The sequence below is a fragment of the Novosphingobium oxfordense genome (assembly GCF_044029435.1).
In the GTDB taxonomy this organism is placed as follows: domain Bacteria; phylum Pseudomonadota; class Alphaproteobacteria; order Sphingomonadales; family Sphingomonadaceae; genus Novosphingobium.
On sequence record NZ_CP147005.1, the window covers coordinates 2,601,439 to 2,626,222 of the forward strand.

The 24,784-nt window shown below is 65.8% G+C and carries 27 protein-coding genes; 7 read left to right on the forward strand and 20 right to left on the reverse strand.

Annotation, left to right across the window (positions count from 1 at the left end):
• Nucleotides 1–116: 116 nt before the first annotated feature.
• The 8 genes from WBP07_RS12045 to WBP07_RS12080 form a co-directional block, all read right to left on the reverse strand.
• The gene (locus tag WBP07_RS12045; RefSeq protein ID WP_395391283.1) at nt 117–788 is read right to left on the reverse strand and encodes a flagellar hook assembly protein FlgD; all 672 of its coding nucleotides are present in this window, start codon (nt 786–788) and stop codon (nt 117–119) included.
• Between the two features lie 11 nt (nt 789–799).
• The gene (locus WBP07_RS12050) at nt 800–2,425 is read right to left on the reverse strand and encodes a flagellar hook-length control protein FliK (RefSeq protein ID WP_395391284.1); all 1,626 of its coding nucleotides are present in this window, start codon (nt 2,423–2,425) and stop codon (nt 800–802) included.
• A gap of 92 nt (nt 2,426–2,517) precedes the next feature.
• On the reverse strand, nt 2,518–4,614 hold the full coding sequence (flhA, locus tag WBP07_RS12055) for a flagellar biosynthesis protein FlhA (protein WP_395391285.1): 2,097 nt from the start codon (nt 4,612–4,614) through the stop codon (nt 2,518–2,520).
• Between the two features lie 82 nt (nt 4,615–4,696).
• Nucleotides 4,697–5,176, reverse strand: coding sequence for a helix-turn-helix domain-containing protein (locus WBP07_RS12060; RefSeq protein ID WP_395391286.1), 480 nt, complete (start codon nt 5,174–5,176; stop codon nt 4,697–4,699).
• A 62-nt stretch (nt 5,177–5,238) separates the two neighbouring features.
• Nucleotides 5,239–5,595: a flagellar motor switch protein FliN gene (gene fliN / locus WBP07_RS12065; protein WP_395391287.1), complete on the reverse strand. Its 357-nt coding sequence runs from the start codon at nt 5,593–5,595 to the stop codon at nt 5,239–5,241.
• Nucleotides 5,596–5,606: 11 nt separating this feature from the next.
• Nucleotides 5,607–7,226, reverse strand: a complete 1,620-nt coding sequence (fliF, locus tag WBP07_RS12070) for a flagellar basal-body MS-ring/collar protein FliF (protein WP_395391288.1) — start codon at nt 7,224–7,226, stop codon at nt 5,607–5,609.
• Nucleotides 7,227–7,320: 94 nt separating this feature from the next.
• Nucleotides 7,321–8,106, reverse strand: a complete 786-nt coding sequence (locus tag WBP07_RS12075; protein ID WP_395391289.1) for a hypothetical protein — start codon at nt 8,104–8,106, stop codon at nt 7,321–7,323.
• A gap of 51 nt (nt 8,107–8,157) precedes the next feature.
• Complete coding sequence (locus tag WBP07_RS12080; protein ID WP_395395786.1) at nt 8,158–9,186, reverse strand: flagellar motor switch protein FliG; 1,029 nt, start codon at nt 9,184–9,186, stop codon at nt 8,158–8,160.
• Between the two features lie 108 nt (nt 9,187–9,294).
• Here WBP07_RS12080 and WBP07_RS12085 point away from each other — a divergent pair, with 108 nt between their 5' ends.
• From WBP07_RS12085 to WBP07_RS12100, 4 genes are all read left to right on the forward strand, one after another.
• Nucleotides 9,295–12,054: a hypothetical protein gene (locus WBP07_RS12085; RefSeq protein WP_395391290.1), complete on the forward strand. Its 2,760-nt coding sequence runs from the start codon at nt 9,295–9,297 to the stop codon at nt 12,052–12,054.
• A gap of 29 nt (nt 12,055–12,083) precedes the next feature.
• The gene (locus WBP07_RS12090; RefSeq protein ID WP_395391291.1) at nt 12,084–12,509 is read left to right on the forward strand and encodes a flagellar basal body protein; all 426 of its coding nucleotides are present in this window, start codon (nt 12,084–12,086) and stop codon (nt 12,507–12,509) included.
• A 688-nt stretch (nt 12,510–13,197) separates the two neighbouring features.
• Complete coding sequence (locus WBP07_RS12095) at nt 13,198–14,304, forward strand: XRE family transcriptional regulator (RefSeq protein ID WP_395391292.1); 1,107 nt, start codon at nt 13,198–13,200, stop codon at nt 14,302–14,304.
• Nucleotides 14,305–14,379: 75 nt separating this feature from the next.
• Nucleotides 14,380–15,780: a putative bifunctional diguanylate cyclase/phosphodiesterase gene (locus WBP07_RS12100; protein ID WP_395391293.1), complete on the forward strand. Its 1,401-nt coding sequence runs from the start codon at nt 14,380–14,382 to the stop codon at nt 15,778–15,780.
• A 42-nt stretch (nt 15,781–15,822) separates the two neighbouring features.
• Here WBP07_RS12100 and WBP07_RS12105 read toward each other — a convergent pair whose 3' ends face one another.
• From WBP07_RS12105 to flgC, 8 genes are read right to left on the reverse strand one after another with little or no spacing between them, the layout of a single operon-like run.
• Nucleotides 15,823–16,233: a flagellar biosynthesis protein FlgN gene (locus WBP07_RS12105; RefSeq protein ID WP_395391294.1), complete on the reverse strand. Its 411-nt coding sequence runs from the start codon at nt 16,231–16,233 to the stop codon at nt 15,823–15,825.
• Between the two features lies 1 nt (nt 16,234).
• Complete coding sequence (locus WBP07_RS12110) at nt 16,235–16,756, reverse strand: rod-binding protein (protein ID WP_395391295.1); 522 nt, start codon at nt 16,754–16,756, stop codon at nt 16,235–16,237.
• A gap of 12 nt (nt 16,757–16,768) precedes the next feature.
• Nucleotides 16,769–17,893: a flagellar basal body P-ring protein FlgI gene (locus WBP07_RS12115; RefSeq protein ID WP_395391296.1), complete on the reverse strand. Its 1,125-nt coding sequence runs from the start codon at nt 17,891–17,893 to the stop codon at nt 16,769–16,771.
• 59 nt (nt 17,894–17,952) lie between these two features.
• A complete protein-coding gene (flhB, locus tag WBP07_RS12120) occupies nt 17,953–19,023 on the reverse strand; it encodes a flagellar biosynthesis protein FlhB (protein ID WP_395391297.1) in 1,071 nt (356 codons plus the stop codon).
• Between the two features lie 4 nt (nt 19,024–19,027).
• Entirely contained in the window at nt 19,028–19,798 is a 771-nt protein-coding gene (gene fliR / locus WBP07_RS12125) for a flagellar biosynthetic protein FliR (RefSeq protein ID WP_395391298.1), read from the reverse strand.
• 4 nt (nt 19,799–19,802) lie between these two features.
• On the reverse strand, nt 19,803–20,066 hold the full coding sequence (locus WBP07_RS12130) for a flagellar biosynthetic protein FliQ (RefSeq protein ID WP_395391299.1): 264 nt from the start codon (nt 20,064–20,066) through the stop codon (nt 19,803–19,805).
• A gap of 36 nt (nt 20,067–20,102) precedes the next feature.
• A complete protein-coding gene (locus WBP07_RS12135; RefSeq protein ID WP_395391300.1) occupies nt 20,103–20,438 on the reverse strand; it encodes a flagellar hook-basal body complex protein FliE in 336 nt (111 codons plus the stop codon).
• Nucleotides 20,439–20,450: 12 nt separating this feature from the next.
• Nucleotides 20,451–20,858 carry a flagellar basal body rod protein FlgC gene (flgC, locus tag WBP07_RS12140; protein ID WP_395391302.1) on the reverse strand — a complete coding sequence of 136 codons (408 nt, stop codon included), beginning with the start codon at nt 20,856–20,858 and terminating at the stop codon, nt 20,451–20,453.
• A gap of 124 nt (nt 20,859–20,982) precedes the next feature.
• Here flgC and WBP07_RS12145 point away from each other — a divergent pair, with 124 nt between their 5' ends.
• From WBP07_RS12145 to fliP, 3 genes are read left to right on the forward strand one after another with little or no spacing between them, the layout of a single operon-like run.
• The gene (locus WBP07_RS12145) at nt 20,983–21,216 is read left to right on the forward strand and encodes a FliM/FliN family flagellar motor switch protein (RefSeq protein WP_395391304.1); all 234 of its coding nucleotides are present in this window, start codon (nt 20,983–20,985) and stop codon (nt 21,214–21,216) included.
• Between the two features lie 3 nt (nt 21,217–21,219).
• Entirely contained in the window at nt 21,220–21,546 is a 327-nt protein-coding gene (locus WBP07_RS12150) for a flagellar biosynthetic protein FliO (RefSeq protein ID WP_395391305.1), read from the forward strand.
• Nucleotides 21,543–22,310 carry a flagellar type III secretion system pore protein FliP gene (gene fliP / locus WBP07_RS12155; RefSeq protein ID WP_395391307.1) on the forward strand — a complete coding sequence of 256 codons (768 nt, stop codon included), beginning with the start codon at nt 21,543–21,545 and terminating at the stop codon, nt 22,308–22,310. The genes WBP07_RS12150 and fliP overlap by 4 nt, the downstream gene beginning before the upstream one ends.
• 94 nt (nt 22,311–22,404) lie before the next feature.
• Here the strand turns inward: fliP and WBP07_RS12160 are convergent, their stop codons facing one another.
• From WBP07_RS12160 to WBP07_RS12175, 4 genes are read right to left on the reverse strand one after another with little or no spacing between them, the layout of a single operon-like run.
• Nucleotides 22,405–23,115 (reverse strand): PilZ domain-containing protein, encoded by a 711-nt coding sequence (locus tag WBP07_RS12160; RefSeq protein ID WP_395391308.1) that lies wholly within the window; start codon nt 23,113–23,115, stop codon nt 22,405–22,407.
• 26 nt (nt 23,116–23,141) lie between these two features.
• On the reverse strand, nt 23,142–23,579 hold the full coding sequence (locus WBP07_RS12165) for a hypothetical protein (RefSeq protein ID WP_395391310.1): 438 nt from the start codon (nt 23,577–23,579) through the stop codon (nt 23,142–23,144).
• A gap of 40 nt (nt 23,580–23,619) precedes the next feature.
• On the reverse strand, nt 23,620–24,483 hold the full coding sequence (locus WBP07_RS12170; RefSeq protein WP_395391312.1) for a flagellar motor protein MotB: 864 nt from the start codon (nt 24,481–24,483) through the stop codon (nt 23,620–23,622).
• Between the two features lie 11 nt (nt 24,484–24,494).
• Entirely contained in the window at nt 24,495–24,776 is a 282-nt protein-coding gene (locus WBP07_RS12175) for a hypothetical protein (RefSeq protein WP_395395787.1), read from the reverse strand.
• Between the last annotated feature and the right edge of the window lie 8 nt (nt 24,777–24,784).

Genomic DNA, 24,784 nt, shown 5'->3' on the forward strand with positions numbered 1-24,784 from the left:
GGGCCTTCCGCTGTCGCACCCGCAACCGGGTCATTTCCATTCGAACCGCCGCCGAAACGGCGACGGGGCCCGCCAACCCCGCCGCCGCGCAGCCCACTCGGCGGCTGTACGGGGCGTCAGATATCGGTGTCGGTGGCAGCCAGTGCGACCAGTCCGTCGACCGACATGCGGATGCCGTTGACGCCCAGCATGATCGTCGAACCGTCCGTGACGACATCCGAAACCTTCGCCACCGAATTGATCGTGGTGTCCAGCGTGTTGCCCGCCGCGTCGGTGGCCGTGATCGCCATGGTGTAGGCGCCGCTGGCGGCCGTGGTGCCGTCCGCCTGGGTGCCGTCCCACTTGTATTCGCCCTGCGAGGTGGGATCGAGCGTCACCGTCTGCACGACCTTGCCGCTGGAATCCGAGATCGTCGCGGTGACCGAGGCGGGCGTACCGTCCACATAATAGGTCCAGTGCGCCGGATCGGTGCCGAGGCCGGCCACCGGGGAATCGAAGCGCGCTTCCTTGCCGATAAAGCTGGAATACTGCGACATCTGCGAGGACGTGAGCTGCGACAGGATGTCGCTGAGCGTCCCGTTCTGCTGGATCTGCTGTTCCACCTGCGAATACTGCACCAGCTGCTGGGTGTATTCCGATGTGTCGGTGGGGTTCAGCGGATCCTGGTTCGTCATCTGCGTGGTCAGCAGCTTGAGGAACAGGTTGTAGTCCGACAGCAGGCTGGTGGTGGCCGAGGAAGTGCTGTCGCTCGTCGTCGAGGACGAGTTGCCGGAAACTGCAGTGGTCATATACTGATGTCCTATGCCATGAGATCGACGTGGCCGCTGCTTCTGAGCGAGCGGTAGATCGGGTCGTCGCCCCCGCTGAAATCGTCTGCGCCGGCCTGTTGGCCCTGCCAGCGCTGGTTGCCCTGGCCGCCGCCCTGGCTACCGTTACCCTGCCCCGTGCCCTGGCCGCCCGAACGCGTATCGAAACGCAGCGACTGGCCATCGGCGCGCACGCCGGCATCGGCCAGCGCCCTGTTCAGGTCGGTGCTTTCGCGGCGAAGCAAGTCGGTCGCGGTCGAGCTGTCGGCCGACATCACCGCACGTAGCACCCCGTCGTGATCGAACGAGAGGCGCACGTCGATGCGGCCCATGTGCTGGGGATCCAGCTTGATGAGCAGGTCGTTGCCGCCCTTGTCGAGAGCGCGGGCGATCTGGACGCCGATGTCGTTGCCGAACTGGCCCTCCTGCACCGCAACCGTCGCGGTCTGCGTGGTCGCCGTGCTGGTGGGATAGGGCAGCGCCGCCGGGCGAGTGGCCGCAGTGGCGAAAGTCTGGGTCAGCACCGGGCTGGACAGCGTGGAGCCGTCCGCGCCCGCGGATGCCGTATCGGCCGAGGCCAGCGCCCCATCGCGCGGGCCGGCGGAATCGGCGGAGGCATGGCCGGCTCCGCCGCTGGTGCCGCCGGCGTTCGCGGCTGCGCCTTCTGCGGCTGTTCCGAACGCGGCATGCTTGGCGGCCTGGCCGCGCGAGGATGCAGCCTGGGCGAAAGTCGTGGTGGCGGTGGTGGCAGTGCCCTCAACCTTCACGCCCTTGTCGTCGGCATTGGCCGTGACATCGGCAGGGGTGGTTTCGGCGGTGGCGCTCGCGGTGGTCGCCTGCGCGCCGGCCAATGCCACCTGCGCGCTCGCAACGGGTGTCTGGGCCGGCGTGGTGGCCTGCTGGATCGGCAGGGGTACCGCCTGATCGTCCGCATCGGCGGTGCGCGCGTGGGCGTTCGCCTTGTCCGGTTCGCCGGCTCCGGCGGTATCGGCCGCGTCGGTGGCCGTGGCATCCCCCGGCGTCGCGCTTGCAAGTTCGGTGGTTGCGGCGGGCGTCGCCGCGGATGTCTTGTCGGTGGCCGCCGTCTTGTGACCGGCCATGTTCATCGGCTTGGCCGTGGCCGTTCCCGGGGTCGGCAAAGTCGTGGCGGCAGGCGTCGTGGCGGTTTGCGCGACGTCCGCTGCCGAGGCGAGCGTGGCATCGACGGTCGGGGCCATGTCCTCCGCACTCGCCAGGGTATCGGCAACGGTTTCGGCCGCGGTTTCCGCTGCAGCCTGCGCATCGGTGCCAGCTGCAGCCGCGTCGGTCGGCGCCGCATCGGCAGTGGCGCCCGCATCGGTGCTGGCATCGGCGGATTTCGTATCGCTCGACGACTGCGCGTCCTTGGCCGAGCCGCTCTTGGCGGGGGCCTTGGCAGGCTGATCCTTGGAGGACTGGCCTTTAGCGGGCGTGGCCGAAGGGTTGTCGGCGCGCGTGGTCGCAGCGTCGTCCACCATCGAGCCGAACGACGATGACTTGCCGCTTCCGCCACCCGCGCCCGAATTGGCCAGCGCGGCTGCAGCCGGCGAGCTTGCGGCGGGAGCCGCCATTGGAATCACGGCATTGATGGAAACTGTCATGTATCGCTACCCTCGCCGGGGTAAACCCGGCCACATTGTATCATAGAGCGTTTTGCGCCTTCCCGGTCTCGACGGCCGACCGGCGCGATTGCTCACCCAATCGTGCCCAGGCTGCGCAGGCGCGCGCGCGGGTGAATCTCGTTTTGCGAGAGCACCACTGTCGCCGGGCGGACGCGTTCGATGATCGATCGCACGAAGGGCCGCAGCGGCGGGCTGGTGAGCAGGCACGGAATCTCGCCCTGCGCGGCAAAGCGGTCGTAAGTCTCGCGCACGTTGCCGATGAACGACTGCAGGCTGGACGGTGCCATGGCCAGATGGCGCTCGTCACCCTGCCCGACGATCGCCTCGGCAAAGGCCTCGTCCCAGTCGCTGCTGAGCGTGACGATCGGGATCGTGCCATCGAACGTCTGCTGCGCCGAAATCTGGCGGGCGAGGCGAGCACGCACATGCTCGGTCACTTGCGTCAGGTTGTTGGTCATCGCGGTGGCTTCGGCGATGCCTTCCAGGATCGTCGGCACGTCGCGGATCGAGACGCCCTCAGCCAGCAGGTTCTGGAGGATGCGCTGCACGCCGGAGATCGAGATCTTCGCCGGGATCAGGTCGGCGATCAGCTTCTCGGTATCCTTGTGGACTTCGCTCAGCAGCTTCTGCGTCTCGGTATAGGAGAGCAGGTCGGCGATGTTGTCCTTGACGATCTCGGTCAGGTGGGTGGTGACCACGGTGCCGCAGTCCACCACGGTAAGGCCGCGGAAGCCCGCTTCCTCGCGCATTTCGCGGTCGATCCACAAGGCCGGAAGCTGGAACACCGGCTCCCGCGTGGGCTCGCCGCGCAGGCCGGTCTCGCCGCCGGCGGCGTTGATCAGCAGCAGCTTGCCGATGCGCAGTTCGCCGCGCGCAATCTCCGTCTCCTTGACGAATACGATGTACTCGTTGGGCTGGAGCGCCATGTTGTCGAGGATACGGACCGACGGCAGCACGAAGCCGAAATCGATCGCCATCTGGCGGCGCAGCGCCTTCACCTGATCGTCCAGGCGCGGTTCGGCGGTGGCGTCGTTGATCAGCGGCAGCAGGCCATAGCCCAGCTCGATGCGCAGCGCGTCGATGGCCAGCGTGCGGGCGATCGGCTCCTCGGCCGTCGCCGCCTCGCGCTGTTTGGCCTGCGCGGCCTCGATACGCTCACGCACGACTTCCGCTTCCGCCTTCTTCGTCATCGTCCAGGCCGCCCAACCGCAGAGGCCGCCCAGCGTGGCGAAAGGAATGAACGGCAGGCCGGGCATCAGCGAGAGCGCGCCCATCAGCACCGCAACGATGCCGAAAGCCTTCGGGTAGCGGCCCAGCTGATCGCCCAGCGCCGCGCCGGTCTTGCCGGTGACGCCGCCCTTGGACACCAGCAGGCCGGCAGCGGTCGAAACGATCAGCGCCGGGATCTGGCTGACCAGACCGTCGCCCACGGTCAGGATCGTGTAGGTCTTGAACGCCTCGCCGAACGGCACGCCGTGGATGGCGACGCCGATGATCAGGCCTACCACCACGTTGATCGCGGTGATCAGCAGCCCGGCGACGGCATCGCCCTTCACGAACTTGGACGCACCGTCCATCGCGCCGTAGAAGCCGCTCTCGGCCTCGATCTCGGCACGGCGTTCGCGCGCCTGCGCTTCGGTGATGGTGCCGGCGTTGAGATCGGCGTCGATCGCCATCTGCTTGCCGGGCATGGCATCGAGGCTGAAGCGCGCCGCCACTTCGGCGATGCGGCCCGCACCCTTGGTGATGACCACGAAGTTGATGACGATCAGGATCGCGAAGATGGTGAGTCCGATAACGGTCTCGCCGCCCATCAGGAACTCGCCGAAGGCCGCGATGACGCCGCCTGCCGCCTGATGCCCCTCATGCCCGTGGCCCAGGATCAGGCGGGTGGAGGCAAGGTTCAGGCCCAGCCGCAGCATCGTCACGATCAGCAGGATCGTCGGGAAGCTGGAAAGCTGGAGCGGCTTTTCGATGAACAGCGCCGTCATCAGGATCAGCACCGAAGCGGTGATCGACAGCGCCAGGCCCATGTCCAGCATCCAGCCGGGCATCGGCAGGATGAGCATGGCGATGATCGCGGTGACGCCCAGCGCCAGCGCAAGGTCGCGGCTGGGGCCCAGCCGCGCAAGGAACTGGTTGAGCCTGGGAATCGCTAGAGCATTCATCGCTTCACCCGAAATCTTTGACTGTATTCAACGGTGGATTCGACTGAGGCGCATTCGGCTTTTTACCGGGCACCCGGCTGCGTTAATGGCGCAGCAGGCCCGGCGGCAGCACCTGCCCGTCGGACAGGAAGGTGCGCAGCTTGTTGCGCATGGTGCGCACCGAGATGCCCAGCATCGACGCCGCGCTGGTGCGGTTGCCCGAACAGCGTTCGAGCGTCTGCAGGATCAGCTCACGCTCGACATGATCGATGCTGTGGCCGACAAGGCCGCTGACCGAGCGGCGGAAGTTCGGCTTGCCCGAACGCTCCCCGCGCAACCGCGCGATCACGTCGGGCATGTCGACCGAAATCTCGATCACCGCCACTTCGCCGCCGCAGCGCCAGGTCTCGCGGATCGCGCCGCCGGCGGTGCCGACGGCGATGCTGGCGGCGGAACCGCGCACCATCTCGACCGCCAGCCCCATCGCCTGGCCCAGTTCGCCCACCAGCATCAGCCGCGTGCCATCGGCCTGCGCGCCATCCACCGCCGCGGGTTCGCGGTCCGCCCCGATGAGCGTATCCACGCCCGTATCCGGCCCGATTTCCGGCCCGACCTCAGGTCGAGTATCCGGTTTCCCGGCGGGTATCATCCGTCCTGCCTCACAATTTCGGTCAGGGTAACGCCCAGTGCGCTGTCGATCAGCACCACTTCGCCGCGCGCGATCAGGCGGTTGTTGACGAAGATGTCCACCGGCTCACCCACGCGGCGGTCCAACTCGACCACCATGCCGGGCTTGAGGCGCAGCAGATCGCCGATGTCCATGCGCGAGCGGCCGAGGACGGCCTGCACCTTCACCGGCACATCGAACACGGCCTGAAGGTCATCGGGCGTGGGCGGCGTGGTCGGACGGGGCGACCAGGGGCGCGCCTCGGTATCGTCCATCGGCTCGTCGTCGTTCAGGAACGCCGGGGCAAGCTGGCGGGGCTCGAGTTCGTCGCTCATGAGGGGGCCTTTCAACTGTTCATCCATTGACGGATCACCGAGGCGGACTCGGCGGGACTTGCGGAGATGGCATCACCGATGCGCCGCAGGGCGGAGAGCTTGATGCGGCCGTCGACCTGGGCCAGCGCGATTTCCTGGTCGAGCAGCGGCTCACCATTCTCGCCGCGCAGCTGTTCGAGGCGGCGCATCGCTTCCTCGTCGCCATCGGCGGCGCGCTCGCCCAGCGCCAGCATCTCGCTGTCGATGGCGGACTTCTCCACCACGCCTTCGAGAAGCTGCGGCGCCGGGGCCGGCAGGGCCAGCTTGGGCTTCAGCATGCGCAGGCCGATCAGGGCGATCCCGCCGACGAGCACGATCTTCAGCACGTCGAACAGGCGGTCCCAGGTCAGGCCGAACGGCAGGCCGGCCGATGCGCCGTCGATATCGGCGGGGGTGCTGAACGTCATGTTCTCCACCACCACGCTGTCGCCGCGCGCGGCATCGAAGCCGACCGCGTTCTCGACCAGGCGCTGCAGGCGCTGCACTTGCGGCGCGGGCAGACCCTGCGGGCCGCCGTCCACCATCACGGCCACGGTCAGGCGCTTGACCTGGCCCGGCGTGCGCACGGCCACCTTGTTGGTGCGGCTGTTCTGGTAAGTGGTGTCTTCGGAGGTTTCGTTGCGGGCGGAGCGGCGGCTGTCGCCGCCCGTGCCGCCGACGTTGCCCTGATTGTCGGGAAGCTGCGTCGCCACGGAGGCACCGCGCGCACCGGCGGCGTTCTCGTCGTTCTGATCGTTGGATTCGACGGTCACCTGATGGGCGACGACCTGGGTATCGGGATCGTAGACTTCCGATTCCTCGCGCACCTGATCGCGTTCCAGCACGGCGGCCACTTCGGCGCGCACTTTGCCCTGGCCGACGATCGGTTCGATCATCGCCTCGATCTCGTCACGCAGGCGCCCTTCCATGGCCGACTGGCGTTCCTCGATATCGCCCGAGCCACCGGCTCCGCCGTCGCCCGCGCGCGCCAGCAGCGCGCCGGTCTGGTCGACGATCGAAACCGATTCCGGCGCCAGATCGGGCACTGAGGAGGAGACGAGGTAGCGGATCGCCTGTACCGTCTCGTTGGGCAGACGGCCTGCCGTCTTCACGGTAACGGCAGCGCTGGCCTTGCGCGTTTCGGTCTCGAACATCGCGCGTTCGGGCATGACGATGTGGACGCGGGCCTTGCTCACCTTTTCCAGCGTCTCGATCGAGCGGGCGAGTTCGCCCTCGATGGCGCGGGTCTCGTTGAGCTTGGCGCGTGAGGAAGAGACGCCGAAGGGCTCCTCCGCATCCAGCACTTCGTAACCGATCTTGCCGCCCAACTGCTCGCCCGCAAGCGACATGCGCAGTTCGGGCAGCTTGTCGACCGGGGCCATGACCGCCGTGCCGTCCGCCGAGATCTGGAAAGGCACGTTCTGTGCCTTCAGCTTCTCGGTGATCGACTGCGCGGCGGCAGGATCGAGATCGCTGTAGAGGTAGCCCATCTGGCTGGCCGGCGTGCGGAACGCCACCCATGCGAGAGCCCCGAGCATGGCAAGGGCCACGCCCCCCATCAGCAGGGCGCGACGCGTGCCGATCTGCTCGATAAAGTTGCGCAACGCGTTCAAGATCGCCTCTTATTCCCGACGGGACCCCGCTGGTCTCGTTCAGGTCCATTATAGGATAAGAGACTAGGCAACTCTTGCCGGTCGCCGGAAAAGTTTACGCGGCGGCGTCGAACCCCGTCGCGACCTGGATTTCAGCCACTTCCAGCGGCGTTTCAACCGCCGAATCCGCCGCCTCGGCAACCCCTTCCACTGCCGTTTCAGCATGTTGGGAAGCCGACGACGCGTCTTCGCGCTCGCTGCTCAGCAGGCCGGCAAGTTCCGCCAGCACCGCCTTGCGGCGCGCCGCGGCATCGACGCCAAGGCCGCCTTCCGCCCAGCCGATCCGGGCATCCGCCGGCGCGACATTGCCATCCTCGACCACCAGGATCGTCTGCGAGCGACGCTCGCTGGTCTGGCGCATGGCAACGATCCGCTCGATATCCTCACGCATCGTGGGGTGGACGCGAACGGTGATCCGCGTGCCGCGCGCCACTTGTTCCAGCGCCCGGGCCAGCGCCTCTTCGATGGCGCGTGCGGGTTCCAGCGCCACGGCATGGCCGGCCAGCATTTCCGCTGCCAGCAATGCCACCGATCCCGCTTCGCACGCCACGTGATCCGCCACGTCTTCGAAACGACGGGCAATATCGTCCAGCCCGGCATGCAGCGCATCGGCCGCTGCCAGCAGCGCGGCATCGCGTTCATGCCGCGCCTGCGCCAGCCCCGCCTCGAACCCATCGGTTCGGGCGTGTGCCAGTTCGGCGGAATGTTCTTCACGCATGCGTTCGATCCGCGCTTCCAGCGCGGCCAACTGCTCGTGCACGGCTTCACCGCCCTCCTTCTCCTCGGCCTCAGCCGAAGCGAAGCGGAAGACCCGATCGAAACCGAAAGGCTCAATAGCCATGGTTGTCTCCATTCGCGCGCACCCAGGGTTGATCTAACGTTCTCGAACGCCTCAGTAAATCATCGCATCATCGCTCTTGGGATCGACGAGCATGATCTCGCCCCGATCGCCCAGAGACTTGGCAAGGCGGACCAGCGCGGTCTGCGCTTCCTCGCATTCGCGCGCGCGGACGGGGCCCATCGCGGACATGTCGTCGCGCATCAGCTTGGCGGCGCGCTCGGTCATGGCGTTGAAGAACACGCGCTTCATTTCTTCCGGCGCGCCCTTCAGGGCCAGCGCCAGCTCGCGCTTGTTGCAATTGCGCACGATCGTCTGGATCGCGCCCGGCAGCAGGTTGGCCAGATCCTCGAAAGTGAACATCAGCGCGCGGATCCGCTCGGCCGATTCCGGCGCCTTCTCGTCCAGCTCGCTCAGCATCGCCTCTTCGGTCGAACGATCCAGCGCGTTGAACAGTTCTGCCATCGTCTCGTGGGGATCGCGGCGCTGCGCGCGCGAGAGATTGGTCATGAACTCGCTCTTCAGCGTCTGCTCCACCTGGACCAGAACGTCCTTCTGCACGGTATCCATCCGCAGCATGCGCATCACCACGTCGGTGGCGAAATCGCGCGGCAGTTCGGACAGCACGCGGGCGGCGTGATCGGGGCGCAGCTTGTGCAGGATCACCGCCACCGTCTGGGGATATTCGTTCTTGAGGTAACCCGCGAGCACCGCCTCGCTGACGTTGGACAGCTTGTCCCACATCGTGCGGCCGGAAGGACCACGGATGTCCTCCATGATTTCCTTGACCTTGTCGCCGGGAAGAATGCCCTCCAGCAGCCGCTCGGTCGTCTCGTAGGAGCCGTGGAGCGAGGCCATGCTGGACACTTCGCCGGAAAACTGGACGAGCAGATACTCGACCACCACCGAAGGCACGCGGCCAAGCTGGGCGATCGTTGCCGAAAGCTCCTTGATCTCTTCCGTCGTCAGCTGATCCCAGATCGGGCTGCCCTGCTCATGGCCGAGCGAGAGCATCAAAGCGGCAGCGCGTTGCATTCCCGAATACTTCTTGAGTTCGGGCGGTTCGCCCACCGGGGCCATCATCGTCACGTCTTTCATCCCCAAAAAAGTCCGCGATGCCGACCTGTCGGCGCCTGCGACCGTCTATCTTATAGGATGATAGCGGGCGGGTGCGAAGCCCGGGAGGCAGATTTGACGATAAACTATAACAGCGGACTGATCGGTCTCTCGATTCTGGGCGGAAGCAGCGCCTATTCGACAGCCGTATCCACCAGCACGACAACCGACAGCGCTGCAGTGCTGAAGGCCAAGAAGGCCTTCACCCTGCCGACGACGACGCCGCCGTGGAAGACGGAGGATACCACCACCACTTCCACCAGTGCCCAAGTCACTGCCATCAAGAACATGCTGACGGTGATCGACAGTTCCTACAGCCGCGACAGTTCGCTGGACGATCTGCCCGACGTGCGCGCCACTTTCACGATCTACAAGGCGCTCACCAGCCTCCAGGTCCTCGCCGACGCCGCGACCAAATCCGGCACTTCCGCGACCGAGCGCGCCTCGCTCGAAAAGGCCTTCGCCAAGGGCCTTGCCGACATCCAGAGCTATATCAGCACCACGGACACCGATCTGCTGACGCTGAACTTCGGCACCTCCGCCAGCAGGGTGCAGTCGATCGCGGTGAACAAACCGGACGTAACCGGCGCGGTCGCGGGCACCACTGTTTCGACAAAGGAAGGCGATGCGCTTTCCGGACTGACCGGTAGCGAAGTCTTCCAGGTCACCCTGACCAAGGGCACGACTACGCAGACGGTGAATGTCGATCTTTCGCAATCGACCCAGCCACCCACGCTCGATTCTGTCGCCGCCGCGCTCAATGCCGCAATCGGCGCACAGCCGCAGCTCGATTCCAACGGCAATCCGGTGGTCGATGCCGACGGCAATCCCGTCAGCGAGTGGAAATCCAAGTTTACGGTGGCGTATGACAGCGACACCGAGAAATGGGGCCTCGTCCTCAAACCATCCGGCATCGAGAAAATCTCGATGGAGCAGGTCGATGCTGGTGACGCGATCATGGTGGCCAGCGGAGAGACCCGCAAGGATTCGACCACCGATGCCGAAATCTACAAGTTCGGCGACATTGCCGGCTCGTTGACCTGGCAGCGCCTGAGTTCGATCAACGCCGTCGACGCCACCGCCACGGCGCAGGCCAAGGCTGCCGCCGCGGCCTCGACCACGACCACCAAAACGACCTCCTCTTCGTCCACGAGCACCACAACTGTAGACTATACCGTCGACGCCGCCACCGCCGCGCGCGGCATGGTTACCGACTCCAATGGCTTCAGCTATATCGTCGGCACTACTGCCGGCGACCTGGACAGCCACGTCTCGGATGGGTCAAACGACCTTTTCCTCACCAAAGTAGACTCCGAAGGCAATGTAGTCTGGCAGCGCAATCTGGGTGCAGCCGGTTCCGCCACCGGATCGGCCGTCACCATCGCGCCGAACGGCGATATCGTTGTGGCCGGCTCGGTCAGTGGCGAATTCAACAACAGCGATCCGAGCCAGACCGACCTGCTTGTGGCCCGCTACAGCGCTACCGGCGAAGAGCTTTCGAGCACCGCGATCCGCCAGATCGGGACGGAAACGGCCAGCGCGCTGACGGTCGGCGACGACGGCAGCATTTACGTGGCCGGCCGCGCGTCCACAGGCGGCGGCGATGCGGTCATCGTCAAACTCGATTCCACCGGCAAGACCGTGGAACGGCGTACGATCGACAGCGGCGGCAACGATCTTGTCAATTCGTTGGCGATCGACAGTTCGGGCAACCTGCTGGCGCTGACCAACGAGAACGGCGTCTCCAAGCTGCGCATGATCGACGCCAATTCGCTATCGAACGACCTTGGTTCCATCACCTTGGGTACCGGCGTCGAAGCCCGCGCCATCGCAGTGTCGGAAAGTGGCGAGATTGCCGTGGTCGGCGCCGCCACCAGTGCCGTCAACGGCGATCAGGTCAATTCGATCACCGGGGCGCGCGACGCCTTCGTCACCCGCATCGATGCAGGCATGACCTCCGCCAGCACCACCTATATCGGCACATCAGAGGACGATCAGGGCGACAGCGTGACCTGGCTGGGCGATACCCTTTATGTCGGCGGTCGCACCGCCGGCACGCTGGAAGGCACCAAGGCAGGCACTGTCGACGGCTTCATCGCCCGCATCGATGGCAGCACCGGCGAAGTACAAACAGTTTCGCAGTGGGGCCTTGCCGCCACCACGGTAGAGCCGGTCCGCATTACCACCCTGTCCGGTGGCGACAACGCGCTCAGCGCGCTGGGCCTGCATAGTGGACTGTTGAACCCGACGTCCTCCGCCACTCTGGCCTCGCAGACGAGTCTGCGCGCAGGTGACGAATTCAGCCTCTCGATCGATGGTGCGGATGCCAAGACGATCACGATCGACAAGAATGAGACGATGACCACTCTCGCGGCCAAGATCAAAAAGATCGCAGGCACTTCCGCGACCGTCGCCACCTCGCTCGTGGACGGGCAAACGACTTTGAAGATCACCGTCGCCTCGGGCCATACGGTGGTTCTGGGTGCCGGCGCCACCGGAAAGGACGCGCTGGCAAAGCTCGGTCTGACGCCGGTGAAACTGAGCACGCCCAAGGTCAAGGGCAAGAACGACCCCAAGGTCACACCGGGCGGATCCTATAGCCTGTCGCTTTCCAACGCGCTGAGCCTTGCCACCAAGGCCGGCGCTACCAACGCGCTGACCAAGATCAAATCCGCAGTTTCGATGATCCAGACCGCCTATCGTTCGCTCTATTGGGATTCGACCAAGACCGCGCTGGTGGACGGTATCATTTCCTCCGACGGCGGATCTGCATACCAGAAGGCACAACTGGCCAATTATCAGGCCGCGCTGACCCGCCTGACCAGTTCCTCCTGATCCTTCGGACCTTTTTAAAGGAATACCCGATGTCTTCGCTTCCCCCGTTGCTCGACGGCATGGCCGCCTCCATGAAGGCGATGGCCGAACACCAGCGCGTCATTTCCGAGAACATCGCCAACAGCGAAACCCCCGGATACAAGGCCCGCACGGTTACCGCGCCCGACTTCTCCTCACTGGTGTCGCAGTACGGCGAAGCGACCGGCGCGCCGCACGTCTCGCGCCCGCATATAGAGCTTTCCGCCTCGATGGCGGCGCTGGGCGCGCGGCCCCCGCAAGGCGGCGGGCGCATCGTGCTGGACAGCGAAACCAGCGAGACCAAGCCCGATGGCAACAACGTCACCCTTGAAGACCAGTTGCTGTCGCTGGGGCAGGTCCAGGCCGATTACACGGCGATGACCAATGTCTACAAGAAGCAGATCGGCCTGCTCAAGCTCGCGCTTGGGCGCGGCTGAGACGGCGCCGCGGCCGCTTCCGATTCTCATCAACCCCGTCCAAGCATCCCCAGATACAATCGGGCGGGACTAGACTGGGCGCGCTCCACCGGAGCGCGCCCTCCTTTTTTTCGGCATGAATCCGGAATTAAAGGAACAAATTCCCGGTTCGGGCGTTTTCCCCTCAAAGGAGGGGTTTTTCAGAATTTGCCCGATCGCGAAGCGCGGTTTTCCGCCGCCGTTCGCGTTTCCGCCGCGCATTCGCGCGCGTCGGCCGCGATCGGCTATCCTGCAATTTGATACTCTATTTCAATAATTTGTCGCCTAGCGTCAAACCGCAGGTGGCCATCGCGGCGACGTTACAGGCCCGAGGTAACGGTTAAAAACCTGCAATCGGGACGATACAATGACCATTCAGCTTTGGCTGGTCATACTAGAGAGAAGACCCGGGTTTCGGGATAGCTATCCTGTTGTGACCCGTTTTGAGCCATCACCCCAAGTGCGATATTGACCACCTTTGTAGTTCATGAAACATCTTGGGCATTGCAATGAAATTCGAGCTTCGATGACAGAAAAATCAGTTCGATCCGGCAGGCGGGCAAGGAAGGCGACCGCCTCCGGACCCGCAGCCCTTGAGATCGACGCCTGCCGCAGCCTGGTATTTCCAAACGGGATAAGGAAGTTTCGCAAGCAACGGAACATAGGTTCATTGCTGGAACTGGCTGAACAGCTTCCGGATATTACCTATATTCGTCTTTCCAAGATCGAAAGAGGCGAGGTATTTGCCCGCGCAGCCGAGATGCGCGCCATCGCCGCCGCCCTTCACGTCGATCCCCTGGACCTGCTTGTCGACATCGACGATCCCGCTTTCGATATCGAGGCATGGGCAGAGCCGATCCTGGGCAACGACCGCACCGATCCGGAGGCGGACCGCCTTGCCGTGCTGATCGCGGCCGCCCTGCGCGCGCGCCGTGCCGCCGACGATACGCTGACGATCGCCCGGCTTGAGGACGAGTTCGGGATCGCCCCCGTCATCCTTTCGCGCATCGAAAACGCCCACAAGCCCTATGAGCGCTGGAACGACGAAGTGCGCGCCGCACTGCGCCGCCTCTTCGCCGCGGCCGACGATGCCGCGCTGGCCGCCATCGCCGCCGCCGCCCATGCACGCGGCGAACTGGCCCCTTTCCTGTCACTGGTCGCCAACCCGCAACTGCGTATCGCCAAGACGCGCGCGCGCACCGCTTCCCTGCGCTCCGAACTGACCGCCCCCATCCAGCCCGCCGCGCCGTCGCGGGTCGTTGCCGCAAGGGCGCGTGGCACCTCTGCCCGCCCGTCGCTGGAGACTTCCGTGCTCGAACGCCCGGTCCCCGTTCTCGATGCCGCCGCGCCGCGGGCCTTCCAGGCCGAAGCCGAGGCCATTGCCGCTTCCGCCTGCGCAACCGACAGCGCCGTGGTCAGGCTGGTGCCCGTGTTCGGTTCGCCCCTGCCCGACGGCCTGCTGGCGCAGACGCCGACCGACGCCTTCGTCGAGGCGCCGCGCGGCGCCGGCCCGCGCACCTACGGCCTGCGCATCGGCCGCTCGACGCTGGGCGCCGGGCTTCCCGGCCGCGCGGTGCTGGTGGTCGATCCGGACCGCTTCCCCTCGGCCGGCGGTCTTGCGGTGATCGAGCAGGACCAGGGCTTGCGGGTGATCGCAATCACCTTCGACCGTCAGGGCCACACGCTGGGCTTCAGCCTGAACCCCGACTACGAAGTGGCGCTGGACGCTATCGATCCGGCCTGCATTGCCACGGTGCTTTCCGCTATCTTTGAATAACTTGCAAATTGTAGGGAGTTAGCGGCCGCCGCCTAATCTTATCCAATATAATGAATATAGGATAAGAACGGACGGATGATGCCCAAGGCTGGCCAGCTAGATTCGAATGCACGGCAGGTAGACCGGCCCCATTCAGGTGGCGATGCCGCCGAACTTTCATTCGAAGGGCACGAGCCGCCATTGCGCGGCGTCGAACGGGCGGTAAGCCTGCTGCGCGATAGCGACGGCCCTTCACAGCCGCTGTCGCTGCTGATCCTTGATCTGGACCGGTTCAAGCTTGTCAACGACTTGTGCGGCCATGCCGCCGGGGACGAAGTGATCGCCATAGCCGCCGGGCGCTGCACACGGATCGCGGCGCGGTTTGGGGGCCAGGTGGTCCACGTCGGCGGCGATGAGTTCGCCTGCGTGCTGCCTTTCGCCGATGGCGTGGACGTTGCGGACGGCGTTGCCGCCAGCCTGCTGGACGTGCTGGCCTCCCCCATCGTGCTGGGGCGGCACATGATCCACCTTACCGCCTCGATCGGGATTGCCTGCGATCCCAGCGGCACCGACACGCCCGAACGGCTGCTGCGTGCCGCCTCGATCGCCATGTCGCGCGCCAAGGCTTCCGGCGGTGCCGCCGTGCGCCGTTTCACGCCGGAGATGCTGGCCAGCCTGACCGATCGCGCCGCTCTGGAAGAGGCGCTGCGTTCCGGCCTGCTGCGCGGAGAGTTGATTCCCTATTACCAGCCCATCGTCACGCTCCCGTCGCGCGAAGTGGCCCGGTTCGAGGTTCTGGCGCGGTGGGAACACCCGCATCGCGGCCTGCTGGGCCCGGACCTGTTCCTGCAATTGAGCGAGGACCTGCGGCTGATCGACGACATGCTGTTCGCGCTGCTGCGCCAGGCCTGCCGCGACGCGCGCGACTGGCCGGATGGCGTGGGACTGGCCGTGAACATGTCGCCCCGGCAGGTCTGCGATCCCGGGCTGGCCACGCGGCTGCTGCAGATCGTCTTCGCCAGCGGCCTCCTGCCCGAACGGCTGACGGTGGAGATCACCGAGAATGCGATGATGAACAACGTCGCCGATGCCCGCGCCACCATCGACGCGCTGCGCAAGGCCGGCGCGCGCATCGCCCTCGACGATTTCGGCACCGGCTATGCCAGCCTTGCCCGGCTGTGCCACTTGCCGCTGGACACCATCAAGATCGACCGCACGCTGATCCAGGCGCTGGACCGCGATGCGGGCCGCAAGCTGGTGAATACGGTGCTGGATCTGGGCCGCAGTCTGGGAATGCCGGTAACGGCGGAAGGCATCGAGACCGAGGAACAGGCCCGTTTTCTGGTCGAGCGGGGCTGCGCATTCGGCCAGGGTTTCCTGTTCGGCCGCCCTGCACCGGCCACCGTGGCCGTCGACGTTGCCCGCCGGAACGCGATCGGCGCGGCACCGGAGCAGGATGGCGGGCACGAAAAAGGCGGCCCGGGCGAGGACGCCTGAGCCGCCTGATCTTTTCCAACCCGTTTTCCGTCTCGATAACGCTCAGTATTCCCCGTTGAAGGAGATCGGCGTGGCCGCCTCCACGCGCGACATGTCGCCGCTGGCCACATAGGTGTAGGAGCGGTTGCCGCTCAGGCGCTTCGCCTCGTCGGCGATGGCGGTCATCATTTCCATCGACAGTTCGATCTGCCGCTCCAGCAACGCTGCGTTGGCGATCGAGGCGGCGCGCAGCTCTGCCAGGCATTCGGTCAGCCGGTCGCGCGTCTCGTCGTCCATCGCCACCTGCCATTCGGGCTCGCGCCGGTTGCGGCGCGCCAGTACTTCCTCAAGCTGGGCGACCAGGCGCTGCTTGGCCGACGCCAGCGAGGCAAGATCCAGCACGCGCTCGCGCCGCTGAAGCCGCTCGGTCTCCTCACGCATGACCAGCGAGAGAGAGGTCATGATCTCGATCATTTCATTCGGCATCGCCGCTATCCCCTAGGTCGGTGCCGGCCTGCGCGGCGATCGCTTCCGCCGCCGCCGCCTGCCTGGCTGCTGTCTGTGTCGCACCACTTTGAACGTTTGCGGCCTGCGCGGCATAGGCCTTTACGCCAGAGGCCCCGCCGGAAGCGGCACCTGGCGCCGGGCCGGAAGCCGCACTGGCCGAAGCATTGGGGTTGCCCCCCTGCATCCGGATGATCTGCGCCTCCACGGCAGAGGCGATGCCCAGCCCCTTGCCCTTGGCGATCTGGTTGCCGATCTGCTCTGCCATCATGCCGCGAAACATCTCTTCGCCATGGCCGCCGCCGAACTGATCGTCGACCTCCACCGTTTCCAGCATGATCTTGGCGATCTGCCCGGCGAACACCCCCTCGAACTGGCGCGCCACCGCGGCCGGCGACTTGTCCTGCGCCGTCACGGTCTGCCGCGCGGATGCCGAGGCAATGCTGGAGGTGGCGCCCAAAGCGGTGGCCGAAGCGGTAGCCGTATCGCTCATCCTCAAGCTCCGTTACTGAACGGTGATCTCGGCCTGCAGCGCGCCGGCGCTCTGCAGGGCCTGGAGGATGGTGATCAGGTCACGCGGGCTGACGCCCAGCGAATTCAGCCCCGAAACCAGCGTCCGCAGCGATGTGCCCTCGGTCAGCATCGCCAGCGAGGCGCCATTGCCGTCGTCGGCCTGGATGCGGGTGCGCGGCACGGTGGTCGTCTGTCCGTTGGACAGCGGTCCCGGCTGCGAGACGATCGGGCTTTCGGTGACGCTGATCGTCAAGCCGCCCTGCGCGATAGCCACCGGGCTGACGCGCACGTCCGCGCCCATGACCACGGTTCCCGCCGCCTCGTTGATCACGATGCGCGCCGGCTGGTCGACCGGCACGGCCAGATTCTCGATCCGGGTGACCAGGTCGATCACGGTGCCGCCGCGCGGAGTGATCTGCACGGTGGCCGGGTCCAGCACTTCGGCGGAGCCGCTGCCCTCGCCATTGATGCGCGCGGCGATCCGCTGCGCGGTGGTGAAATCCGGGTTTTTCAGCGCCAGCTTCAGGTTCTGGGCGGAGCGCAGATCGTAAGGTACTTCCCGCTCGACGATGGCCCCGCCGGCGATCCGCGCAGTGGTCATCACGCCGCGGCTTAGCTTGGCGGCCGCGCCCTGCGCCTTGAAGCCGGAAACCGCGACCGGCCCCTGCGCCACGGCATAGATCTCACCGTCGAGTGCCCGTAGCGAGGAAACCAGCAGGATGCCGCCCTGAAGGCTGGTGGCATCGCCCAGTGCGGAGACCTGCACGTCGATGGTGGAGCCCGATCGCGCGAAGGGCGGCATCGTGGCCGTCACCGTCACCGCCGCGACGTTCTGGGTCAGCATCTGGTCGCCACGGATGTTGACGCCCATGCGTTCCAGCATCGCCTGCAACGTTTCCTCGGTAAACGGCACGTTGCGGATGCGGTCGCCGGTTCCCTGGAGGCCGACGACGAGACCGTAGCCGACCAACTGGTTCGGGCGCACGTTCTCGACATCGACGATGTCCTTGATGCGCGGCTGCGCGTCCGCAAAGGCGGTGCCGGGCGCGGCCAGCGCCAGCACCGCAGCAAGTGCGATCAGCGGCGCGCGCATCCTCGATTTCAGGGGCATCTGCATCACAGTCCTTATAGGAAAATGGAATGGCGCCACGGCACGGCGCGTCGGGCTTTTTCCCGTCATCGCCTGCCCTTTTTCGCCAGCCGCATGACGTAGCCGATGATCTCTGCCACGGCGGCGTAGTGTTCAATGGGGATCGGCCGGTCGATCTCGACGGAGGCGAACAGCGCGCGGGCCAGCGGTGGGCTTTCCACGATCGGCACGTTCGCCTCCTTGGCGATCTCGCGGATCTTCAGCGCGATGGCGTCCACGCCCTTGGCCACCACCAGCGGCGCGGCCATCTGGCCATGGTCGTACTTCAGCGCCACGGCATAGTGCGTGGGGTTGGTGACGATCACGCTGGCGGTGGGCACCGCCGCCATCATGCGGCGGCGCGAACGCTGCATCTGGATCTGGCGGATCTTCGCCTTGATCTTGGGATCGCCCTCGCTCTGCTTGTGTTCGTCCTTCACTTCCTGAAGCGTCATGCGCATGCGCTGCAGGAAGGCGCGGCGCTGATAGACATAGTCGGCCAGCGCCAACAGCATGATCGCGATCGCCGCCGCGCGCACCGCCTCGAACACCAGCGAACCTGCCGCGTGGGCCAGGGCCCCGGGCGTATAGCCGACCACCTGATCGATCCCGACGATGCGCGGACGCAGCACCGTGAAGACCACCGTGGCAATGCCGATGAACTTGGCCAGCGTCTTGGCGAATTCGACCAAGGCCCGCTTGCCGAAGATCCGCCCCAGACCGGAAAAGGGATTGAATTTCGACCACTTGGGCGCAAGGCGCGTCCAGCTGATCACGAAGCGGCCCTGCAGGAATCCGATGCCCAGCGCGCAGGCGATCAACACGCCGAAGATCGGCAGCAGCGACCAGAAGAAGTGCAGCGCCAGACCGGTAATCAGGTTCTGCGCGCCGGTGGGATCGACCCGGAAGTCGTCGGCATCACCCCAGAGGCGCACCATCAGCGTGCTCAGCGTGGAGAAAGCGCTGGCGCCCAGCCCGCCGGTCACCACCAGCGCGCCGACCATCATTGCGGCGTGGCGGACTTCCGGGGCGGTTGCCACCTGGCCTTGCTTGGCCGCATCCTCCAGCTTTTTGGAGGTCGGCTCCTGTGTGCGCTGGTCCTTTTCGCTCTCGGCCATGGCGTCAGAACTTCCATCCGTCCTGCATGAAGGACGTCATTGCGGTGGCGAAGGCGGTCAGCATGGTGCCCACGGTTACGCCCAGCAAAGACACGCCCAGCATCAGGTTCAGCGGCTGGGTAATGAAGAAGACCTGGATCTGCGGCGCCACGCGTGCGGCAAGGCCCAGGCCCAGGTTGAACAGCGCGCCATAGAGGATCAGCGGCGCCGCCAGGCTGACGCCCAGCGCCATGGCCTGCCCCGCGACATGGATGGCCAGTTGCGCGAAGTCCCCCGCCGGCGGCAGGCCGCCCACGGGAAAGGTCGTGTAGGATTGCACCATCGCCGCGATCCACAAGTGGTGTACGCCCATCGACATGCAGACGATCACTGCCGCCATCCCCAGCAGGCGGGCGAGCAGCGGCGACTGGCCGCCCAGCGAGGGATCGTTCACCAGCGCGGAGGAAAGCCCCACCTGGTGTGTAGCCATTGATCCGGCAATGGCCGCCGCGCTGAACATGATCTTGATGATGGTGCCGAAGGCCAGCCCGACCAGCATCTCGGAAATCACCAGGATCGGCAGGTCGGTCCCACCCTTCACGGCCGGCGCGATATGCGGCGCCAACAGGCCGTAGAGGCCAAGGGTAAGGCCCAGCGCCATCACCAGGCGGATTTGCATCGGCACCGATTCCTCGGAAAACGCCGGCAGCAGCATCAGGATCGCGCCCACGCGCGTGAACAGGATCAGGAACGTCGCCGCGTCGATCGGCAGGGCTGCAAGTACGGCGGCGTCCATGGCGCTATCCGACGATGATCATGTCGGCGATGCGATCCATGAAATTGGCAAGCGCATGGCCGATCATCGGCAGGGAGAACAGCAGCACGGTGCCCAGCACGAGCAGCTTGGGCACGAAAGTCAGCGTCGCTTCCTGCACTTGCGTAAGTGCCTGGAGCAGGCCGACCAGCACGCCCACGATCAGCGCAGAAACCAGCATGGGCCCGGCGATGGTCAGCACCAGCACCATGGCGGCGCGGGTAAGCTCGATGACGGAAGCCGAATCCATGGCGCCGCTCTCCCCTTTATCGGAACCGGTGCAGGACTAGATCTGCATCCGCATGATTTCGGAATAGGCGTTGACCACCTTGTCGCGCACCGAAACCACGGTATCGAGCGCGGTCTCGGCCGCGCCGATGGCGGTCACCACGTCGATCAGGTCACCCTTGCCGGCCACCTGCTTGGCGCTTTCGCTTTCCGCGGTGCGCAGCGCGCCGGCCGCGTCGCCAACCATCGATTCCACCATCGATCCGAAGCTGCTGCCGCCGCCGGCGGCGCCCGTCACGGACGTGGAGGAATCCTCCGAACCGCCCAGCGAGGGCGCAGTGGTCTTGATCGCGCGGCCATAGGCGGCCGCGGCGTCGAGGGCTCCGATTGCCATGGGAACTTTTCCTTACTTGAGCAGGTCGATCGTGCGCATGGTCATGCCGCGCGCGGATTCGATGGCGTTGAGGTTGGCTTCGTAGGACCGCTGCGCCGCCTTCATGTCGGCCGCCTCGATCAGCGGGTTGACGTTGGGCTGCTCGATATAGCCGGCGGCGTCGGCCGCCGGGCTGTTCGGCTGGTAGACGCGGGTGAAGTCGCTCTTGTCACCCTCGATCGACTTGACGCCCACCTTGGTGGCGCCGCTGGCGCGATCGACTTCGGCGGCGAACGTGGCGACGCGGCGGCGATAGGGATCGCCGCCCGGCGTAGTGGCCACCGAGTCCGAGTTGGCGAGGTTTTCCGCGATCACGCGCATGCGCAGCGACTGTGCGCGCAGGCCGGAGGCCGATACGTCGATCGAGTCTTGCAATTCCATCGTCTTAGCTCCCCTGTCCGCAGCACATCCTGCGGGGCAGACAGCTTCCTTATAGGCATTTTTTGCCTAGTGCGGATCACTCCTATATTTTTCTTTCCTATAACGAGGGCGAAAGGAACACCCGATGTCCGTCCTCGAAGGAATTCCCATCGACCTGTCGATCGTGCTGGGTTCGACCAGCATCCCGATCCGCCAGGTTCTGAAGATGAGCCGCGGCGCGATGATCCCGCTGGACTGCGGCCATAGCGACCCCACCCGCGTCTACGTGAACGACGAACTGGTGGCCGAAGGCAAGATCCTGGTGAACGGCGAGCACATGTCGCTCGAAATCACCAAGGTCATCCAGCGCGGGCGCTGATCCATGGAGATACTCGCCGTGCTGCGCACGCTGGGTGCGCTGGCCGTGGTGCTGGGCCTGCTGGTCGGCGCGCTCTGGGTGGTGCGCCGCTACGACCTGCGCATGCCGCAGAAGTGGCTCGCCAATCTGGGCGACAAGGATACGACGCGCCGGCTGGAACTGGTGGAGCGCCTGTCGCTCGATCCGCGCCGGCAGGTCGTGATGATCCGCCGCGACTACAAGGAAATCAGCCTGCTGATCGCGCCGGAAGGCGTGATCATGCTGGACTCGGCGCCGTGCAGCGGTGCCGCGCGCCTGATGGATGCTCCAGCCAAGGATATGGCCGAATGAACCGGCGTTTCGCTTATGCAGCCGCGCTGGGCTGCGCCGCGCTCGTCGCCGTGATGCCCGAACTGGCCATCGCCAAGGCAGCCGCCGCGTCCGATGCACTGGGCGGGCTGGGAGGAGCCGGTGGCGGCGCCGTGTCGAGCCGGGTGATCCAGCTTGTCCTGCTGATGACGGTGCTGAGCCTGGCGCCCGGCATCCTGATGACGATCACCTCGTTCACCCGCATCGTCGTCGCCCTCTCGCTGCTGCGTTCCGGCCTGGGCGTGCAGGGCGTTCCGCCGAACCCGGTCGTGATCAGCCTGGCGCTGTTCCTCAGCTTCTTCGTCATGGCCCCGACGTTCGACGCGGCCTGGAAGGATGCCATGGTCCCCTACAACCAGGGCCGCATCAACGAGACCCAGGCGCTGGAGGCCGCGTCCAAGCCGTTCCACACCTTCATGCTGAAGCAGGTGCGGGACGAGGATGTGAAGCTGTTCGTCTCGCTTTCCGGCAAAGTCCCTGCCTCGCGCGAGGCGTTGCCGATGTCGACGCTGATGCCCGCCTTCATGATCTCCGAACTGCGCCGCGCTTTCGAGATCGGCTTCCTGTTGCTGCTGCCGTTCCTGGTCATCGACCTGGCCGTGGCGGCCGTGCTGATGGCGATGGGCATGATGATGTTGCCGCCTGCAACCGTATCGCTGCCGATGAAGATCATCTTCTTCGTGCTGGTGGACGGCTGGGCGCTGGTGGCGGGCTCCCTTGTCAAAAGCTTCGGTGGGCCGGGCTAAACCCGGCCGTGTCGCCTGCGCCGTTCCGCACCCTGCGAACGGCGCATCGCCCTTCTGCCACACACTCTCAACCAAAAGTCAGGCAACCCAAGAGTCAGGCTGGATGGGAAAAACGCGCACGCATGTCGAGCAGCCACGGTCCAAGGTCCGCGAACGAAATGGGTTCAAGGAACACCAGCCCGCAGGAATCCGCGCCGACCCAGCGCACCGCCGCCTCACGCTCACCCAGGCCGGGGATGGCGATGCCCAGCAGCTGGTCGCGCGGCATGGCGCTGGCCACCGTGACGCGGGCGCCGCCCTGCGAGATGTCGACAAGACGGGCGGGATGACGATAGCCGACCACCAACAGCGCCACCGGGCAATCGGCGGTAAAGCGGGGACCGCGTGCGATCCCTTCCGCCCCGGTGCGCATCGCCGCGTGGGCCAACAGTTCGGGCACGTCTACCCTGCCGTGGAAGGCGACGCCGATGCGCCCGGCCCGGTTCCAGCGCACCGTGCCGGCCAACGTGTCGCCGGCCTTCAGTGTGACTTCAACCGTTTCATTGACCGCGAAACTGCCGTGCACTTCGGCCATCATGCCGGATTCGGAAATGTTGCGGACGCGGCACAGCGTCTCGCGATCGCCGGCCGCAAGCTTGGCGATGAGCAGGATCGTGGTGACGCGCGGGGCGCGGGCTACCAGTTCGCGGGACAATTCACGGGGGGCCACTTCGGGAGAAACCTGTTCATTGGAAACGGTCGCCCCGGCCGTGCCCGACAGTTCGTCGGCAGGGCCAAGGCGGGGAGAGGACGGCGGCAACGGCATGGCAAATGTGTCCTTGCTGCTTGCGTTCAGATCGGCGCGGCCTGCGTGATCACGGCCCGGCGCACGGTTTCGGGCCCGTAGACTTCGCGCGCCGCATCCATCATCAAGCGGCGGAACAGCTCCAGATTGGGGATCATCCCGTCCGGGCCACTGGCCAGCGGCTGGCGATAGCTGCGCATATTGACCGCGTTCAGCAGCACCGGCAGTTGCTGGGTCACTTCCGCCGCCTTGCCCTTGGGAACTTCCAACTGGCATTCGAACGAGACATAACCGGACAGGCGGCCGTCGGCAAAAGTGACTGGAGCCAGAATGGTGCCAGTTGCCACGAACTCGCTGGCTTCGCGCGGCTTGGGAATGCCCGGCAGCAATTGCGGTGCGAAATGCACGACGCCAAAGGCCGCGCCGCCGCCGATGGCGGTTCCGCCAACTAGCGCCGCAACCGCGATCATGATCTTCCTGATCACCTGATGCTCCAAATCTGCATTTTTCTGATCCGGTCCATCGTCAGAACCGGAAGCTCGCGTCGTGCGGCAGCGCCGAAGGCTCCGCCATGACGACGATGGTGATGCGCCGGTTCTCGGGCCGTTCGGGATGGTCGGGATAGACCGGCTCGGTGCCCGCCTTGGCCACCACTTCGGCGAAACGGTCAGCCGGAAGGCCCGCGCCCACCATCGCCGCGCGCGCAGCCAGCGCGCGCTGGGCGGAAAGCGACCAGTTGGCCTCGCTCTGCCCACCGGTGGAATCGGTGTGCCCCTCGATCGCGACCTGCGCGCCGGTACCGGCCAGCTTGCGGGCGATCCGCACCAGCATGTCACGCGCATAGGCGTTGAGCTGGGCCGTGCCGCCCTTGAACATCGAACGGTCGGCGGTGTCTACAAGGTGGATCCGCATGCCGTCGCGCGACGGTTCGATATCGACGTTGCGCTTGCCCTGCGTGGGATCGACCGGCTGTTCGAGCGAGAGCTGCATTTCCTGCGCCATCACCCGCAGCGCCGCTTCCGGCACTTCCGCCGTGCCGCCGCGCGCCGCGCCCTTCACGCCGGATTCGGCCGAAGGTTCGCCCACCGCCTTCTCGTCTTCCGCCTGAGCCCTGCGGCTATGGCCGCCAAGGCCGGGCTGCGGCCCGGGGTTCTGCGTCAGCGCCGAAGGCACCGAATCCTTGTCCGCCGCGGGCGAGAAGTATTCGGCCAGCCCCTTCAACTGCTGCTTGTCCGGGTTCGCCAGCAGCCACAGCAGCATGAAGAAGGCCATCATCGCGGTCACGAAGTCGGCATAGGCCACCTTCCAGGCACCGCCGTGATGCGTGTGCTTCGCGTGTTTCTTGACCTTGCGGATGACGATCGTCGCATCGCCGTGCCCCTGCGCCACCGGCCGTCCTTTCAGTCGAGAGCGGCGCGAAGCCGCTCCTGCATGACGTTCAGCCGCACCTGGCCCAGCGCTTCGCCCAAGCCGGATCCGCCAGCCACGCGATCGAGCAGCGCGGCGCTTTCGTCGACATGCTGGACGATGAGGTCGAACGCCTGCAACTGGTCGATATATTCGGCAACGAAGCGCTCGTCGGCCACCAGCACGCCGGCCAGTTCCTCCAGCAGTTCGCGCGCCACGCGCATCTCCTGCGCGATCGCCTGGCAAAGCGAGGCCCCGTGGCCTTCCAACATCATCGTCACTT

What these genes read in the sequence shown, in the direction of transcription:
- fliR (WP_395391298.1), bottom strand. Translation starts at nt 19,798, where the DNA reads ATGGACGCCGCCGTACTTGCAGCCCTGCCGATCGACGCGGCGACGTTC.
- WBP07_RS12050 (WP_395391284.1), bottom strand. Translation starts at nt 2,425, where the DNA reads ATGACAGTTTCCATCAATGCCGTGATTCCAATGGCGGCTCCCGCCGCA.
- WBP07_RS12045 (WP_395391283.1), bottom strand. Translation starts at nt 788, where the DNA reads ATGACCACTGCAGTTTCCGGCAACTCGTCCTCGACGACGAGCGACAGC.
- flgC (WP_395391302.1), bottom strand. Translation starts at nt 20,858, where the DNA reads ATGGAATTGCAAGACTCGATCGACGTATCGGCCTCCGGCCTGCGCGCA.
- WBP07_RS12135 (WP_395391300.1), bottom strand. Translation starts at nt 20,438, where the DNA reads ATGGCAATCGGAGCCCTCGACGCCGCGGCCGCCTATGGCCGCGCGATC.
- WBP07_RS12130 (WP_395391299.1), bottom strand. Translation starts at nt 20,066, where the DNA reads ATGGATTCGGCTTCCGTCATCGAGCTTACCCGCGCCGCCATGGTGCTG.
- fliN (WP_395391287.1), bottom strand. Translation starts at nt 5,595, where the DNA reads ATGAGCGACGAACTCGAGCCCCGCCAGCTTGCCCCGGCGTTCCTGAAC.
- WBP07_RS12105 (WP_395391294.1), bottom strand. Translation starts at nt 16,233, where the DNA reads ATGATCGAGATCATGACCTCTCTCTCGCTGGTCATGCGTGAGGAGACC.
- WBP07_RS12075 (WP_395391289.1), bottom strand. Translation starts at nt 8,106, where the DNA reads ATGGCTATTGAGCCTTTCGGTTTCGATCGGGTCTTCCGCTTCGCTTCG.
- flhB (WP_395391297.1), bottom strand. Translation starts at nt 19,023, where the DNA reads ATGGCCGAGAGCGAAAAGGACCAGCGCACACAGGAGCCGACCTCCAAA.
- WBP07_RS12110 (WP_395391295.1), bottom strand. Translation starts at nt 16,756, where the DNA reads ATGAGCGATACGGCTACCGCTTCGGCCACCGCTTTGGGCGCCACCTCC.
- WBP07_RS12090 (WP_395391291.1), top strand. Translation starts at nt 12,084, where the DNA reads ATGTCTTCGCTTCCCCCGTTGCTCGACGGCATGGCCGCCTCCATGAAG.
- fliP (WP_395391307.1), top strand. Translation starts at nt 21,543, where the DNA reads ATGAACCGGCGTTTCGCTTATGCAGCCGCGCTGGGCTGCGCCGCGCTC.
- WBP07_RS12100 (WP_395391293.1), top strand. Translation starts at nt 14,380, where the DNA reads ATGATGCCCAAGGCTGGCCAGCTAGATTCGAATGCACGGCAGGTAGAC.
- WBP07_RS12080 (WP_395395786.1), bottom strand. Translation starts at nt 9,186, where the DNA reads ATGATGGCCCCGGTGGGCGAACCGCCCGAACTCAAGAAGTATTCGGGA.
- flhA (WP_395391285.1), bottom strand. Translation starts at nt 4,614, where the DNA reads ATGAATGCTCTAGCGATTCCCAGGCTCAACCAGTTCCTTGCGCGGCTG.
- WBP07_RS12115 (WP_395391296.1), bottom strand. Translation starts at nt 17,893, where the DNA reads ATGCAGATGCCCCTGAAATCGAGGATGCGCGCGCCGCTGATCGCACTT.
- WBP07_RS12145 (WP_395391304.1), top strand. Translation starts at nt 20,983, where the DNA reads ATGTCCGTCCTCGAAGGAATTCCCATCGACCTGTCGATCGTGCTGGGT.
- WBP07_RS12175 (WP_395395787.1), bottom strand. Translation starts at nt 24,776, where the DNA reads ATGATGTTGGAAGGCCACGGGGCCTCGCTTTGCCAGGCGATCGCGCAG.
- WBP07_RS12160 (WP_395391308.1), bottom strand. Translation starts at nt 23,115, where the DNA reads ATGCCGTTGCCGCCGTCCTCTCCCCGCCTTGGCCCTGCCGACGAACTG.
- WBP07_RS12150 (WP_395391305.1), top strand. Translation starts at nt 21,220, where the DNA reads ATGGAGATACTCGCCGTGCTGCGCACGCTGGGTGCGCTGGCCGTGGTG.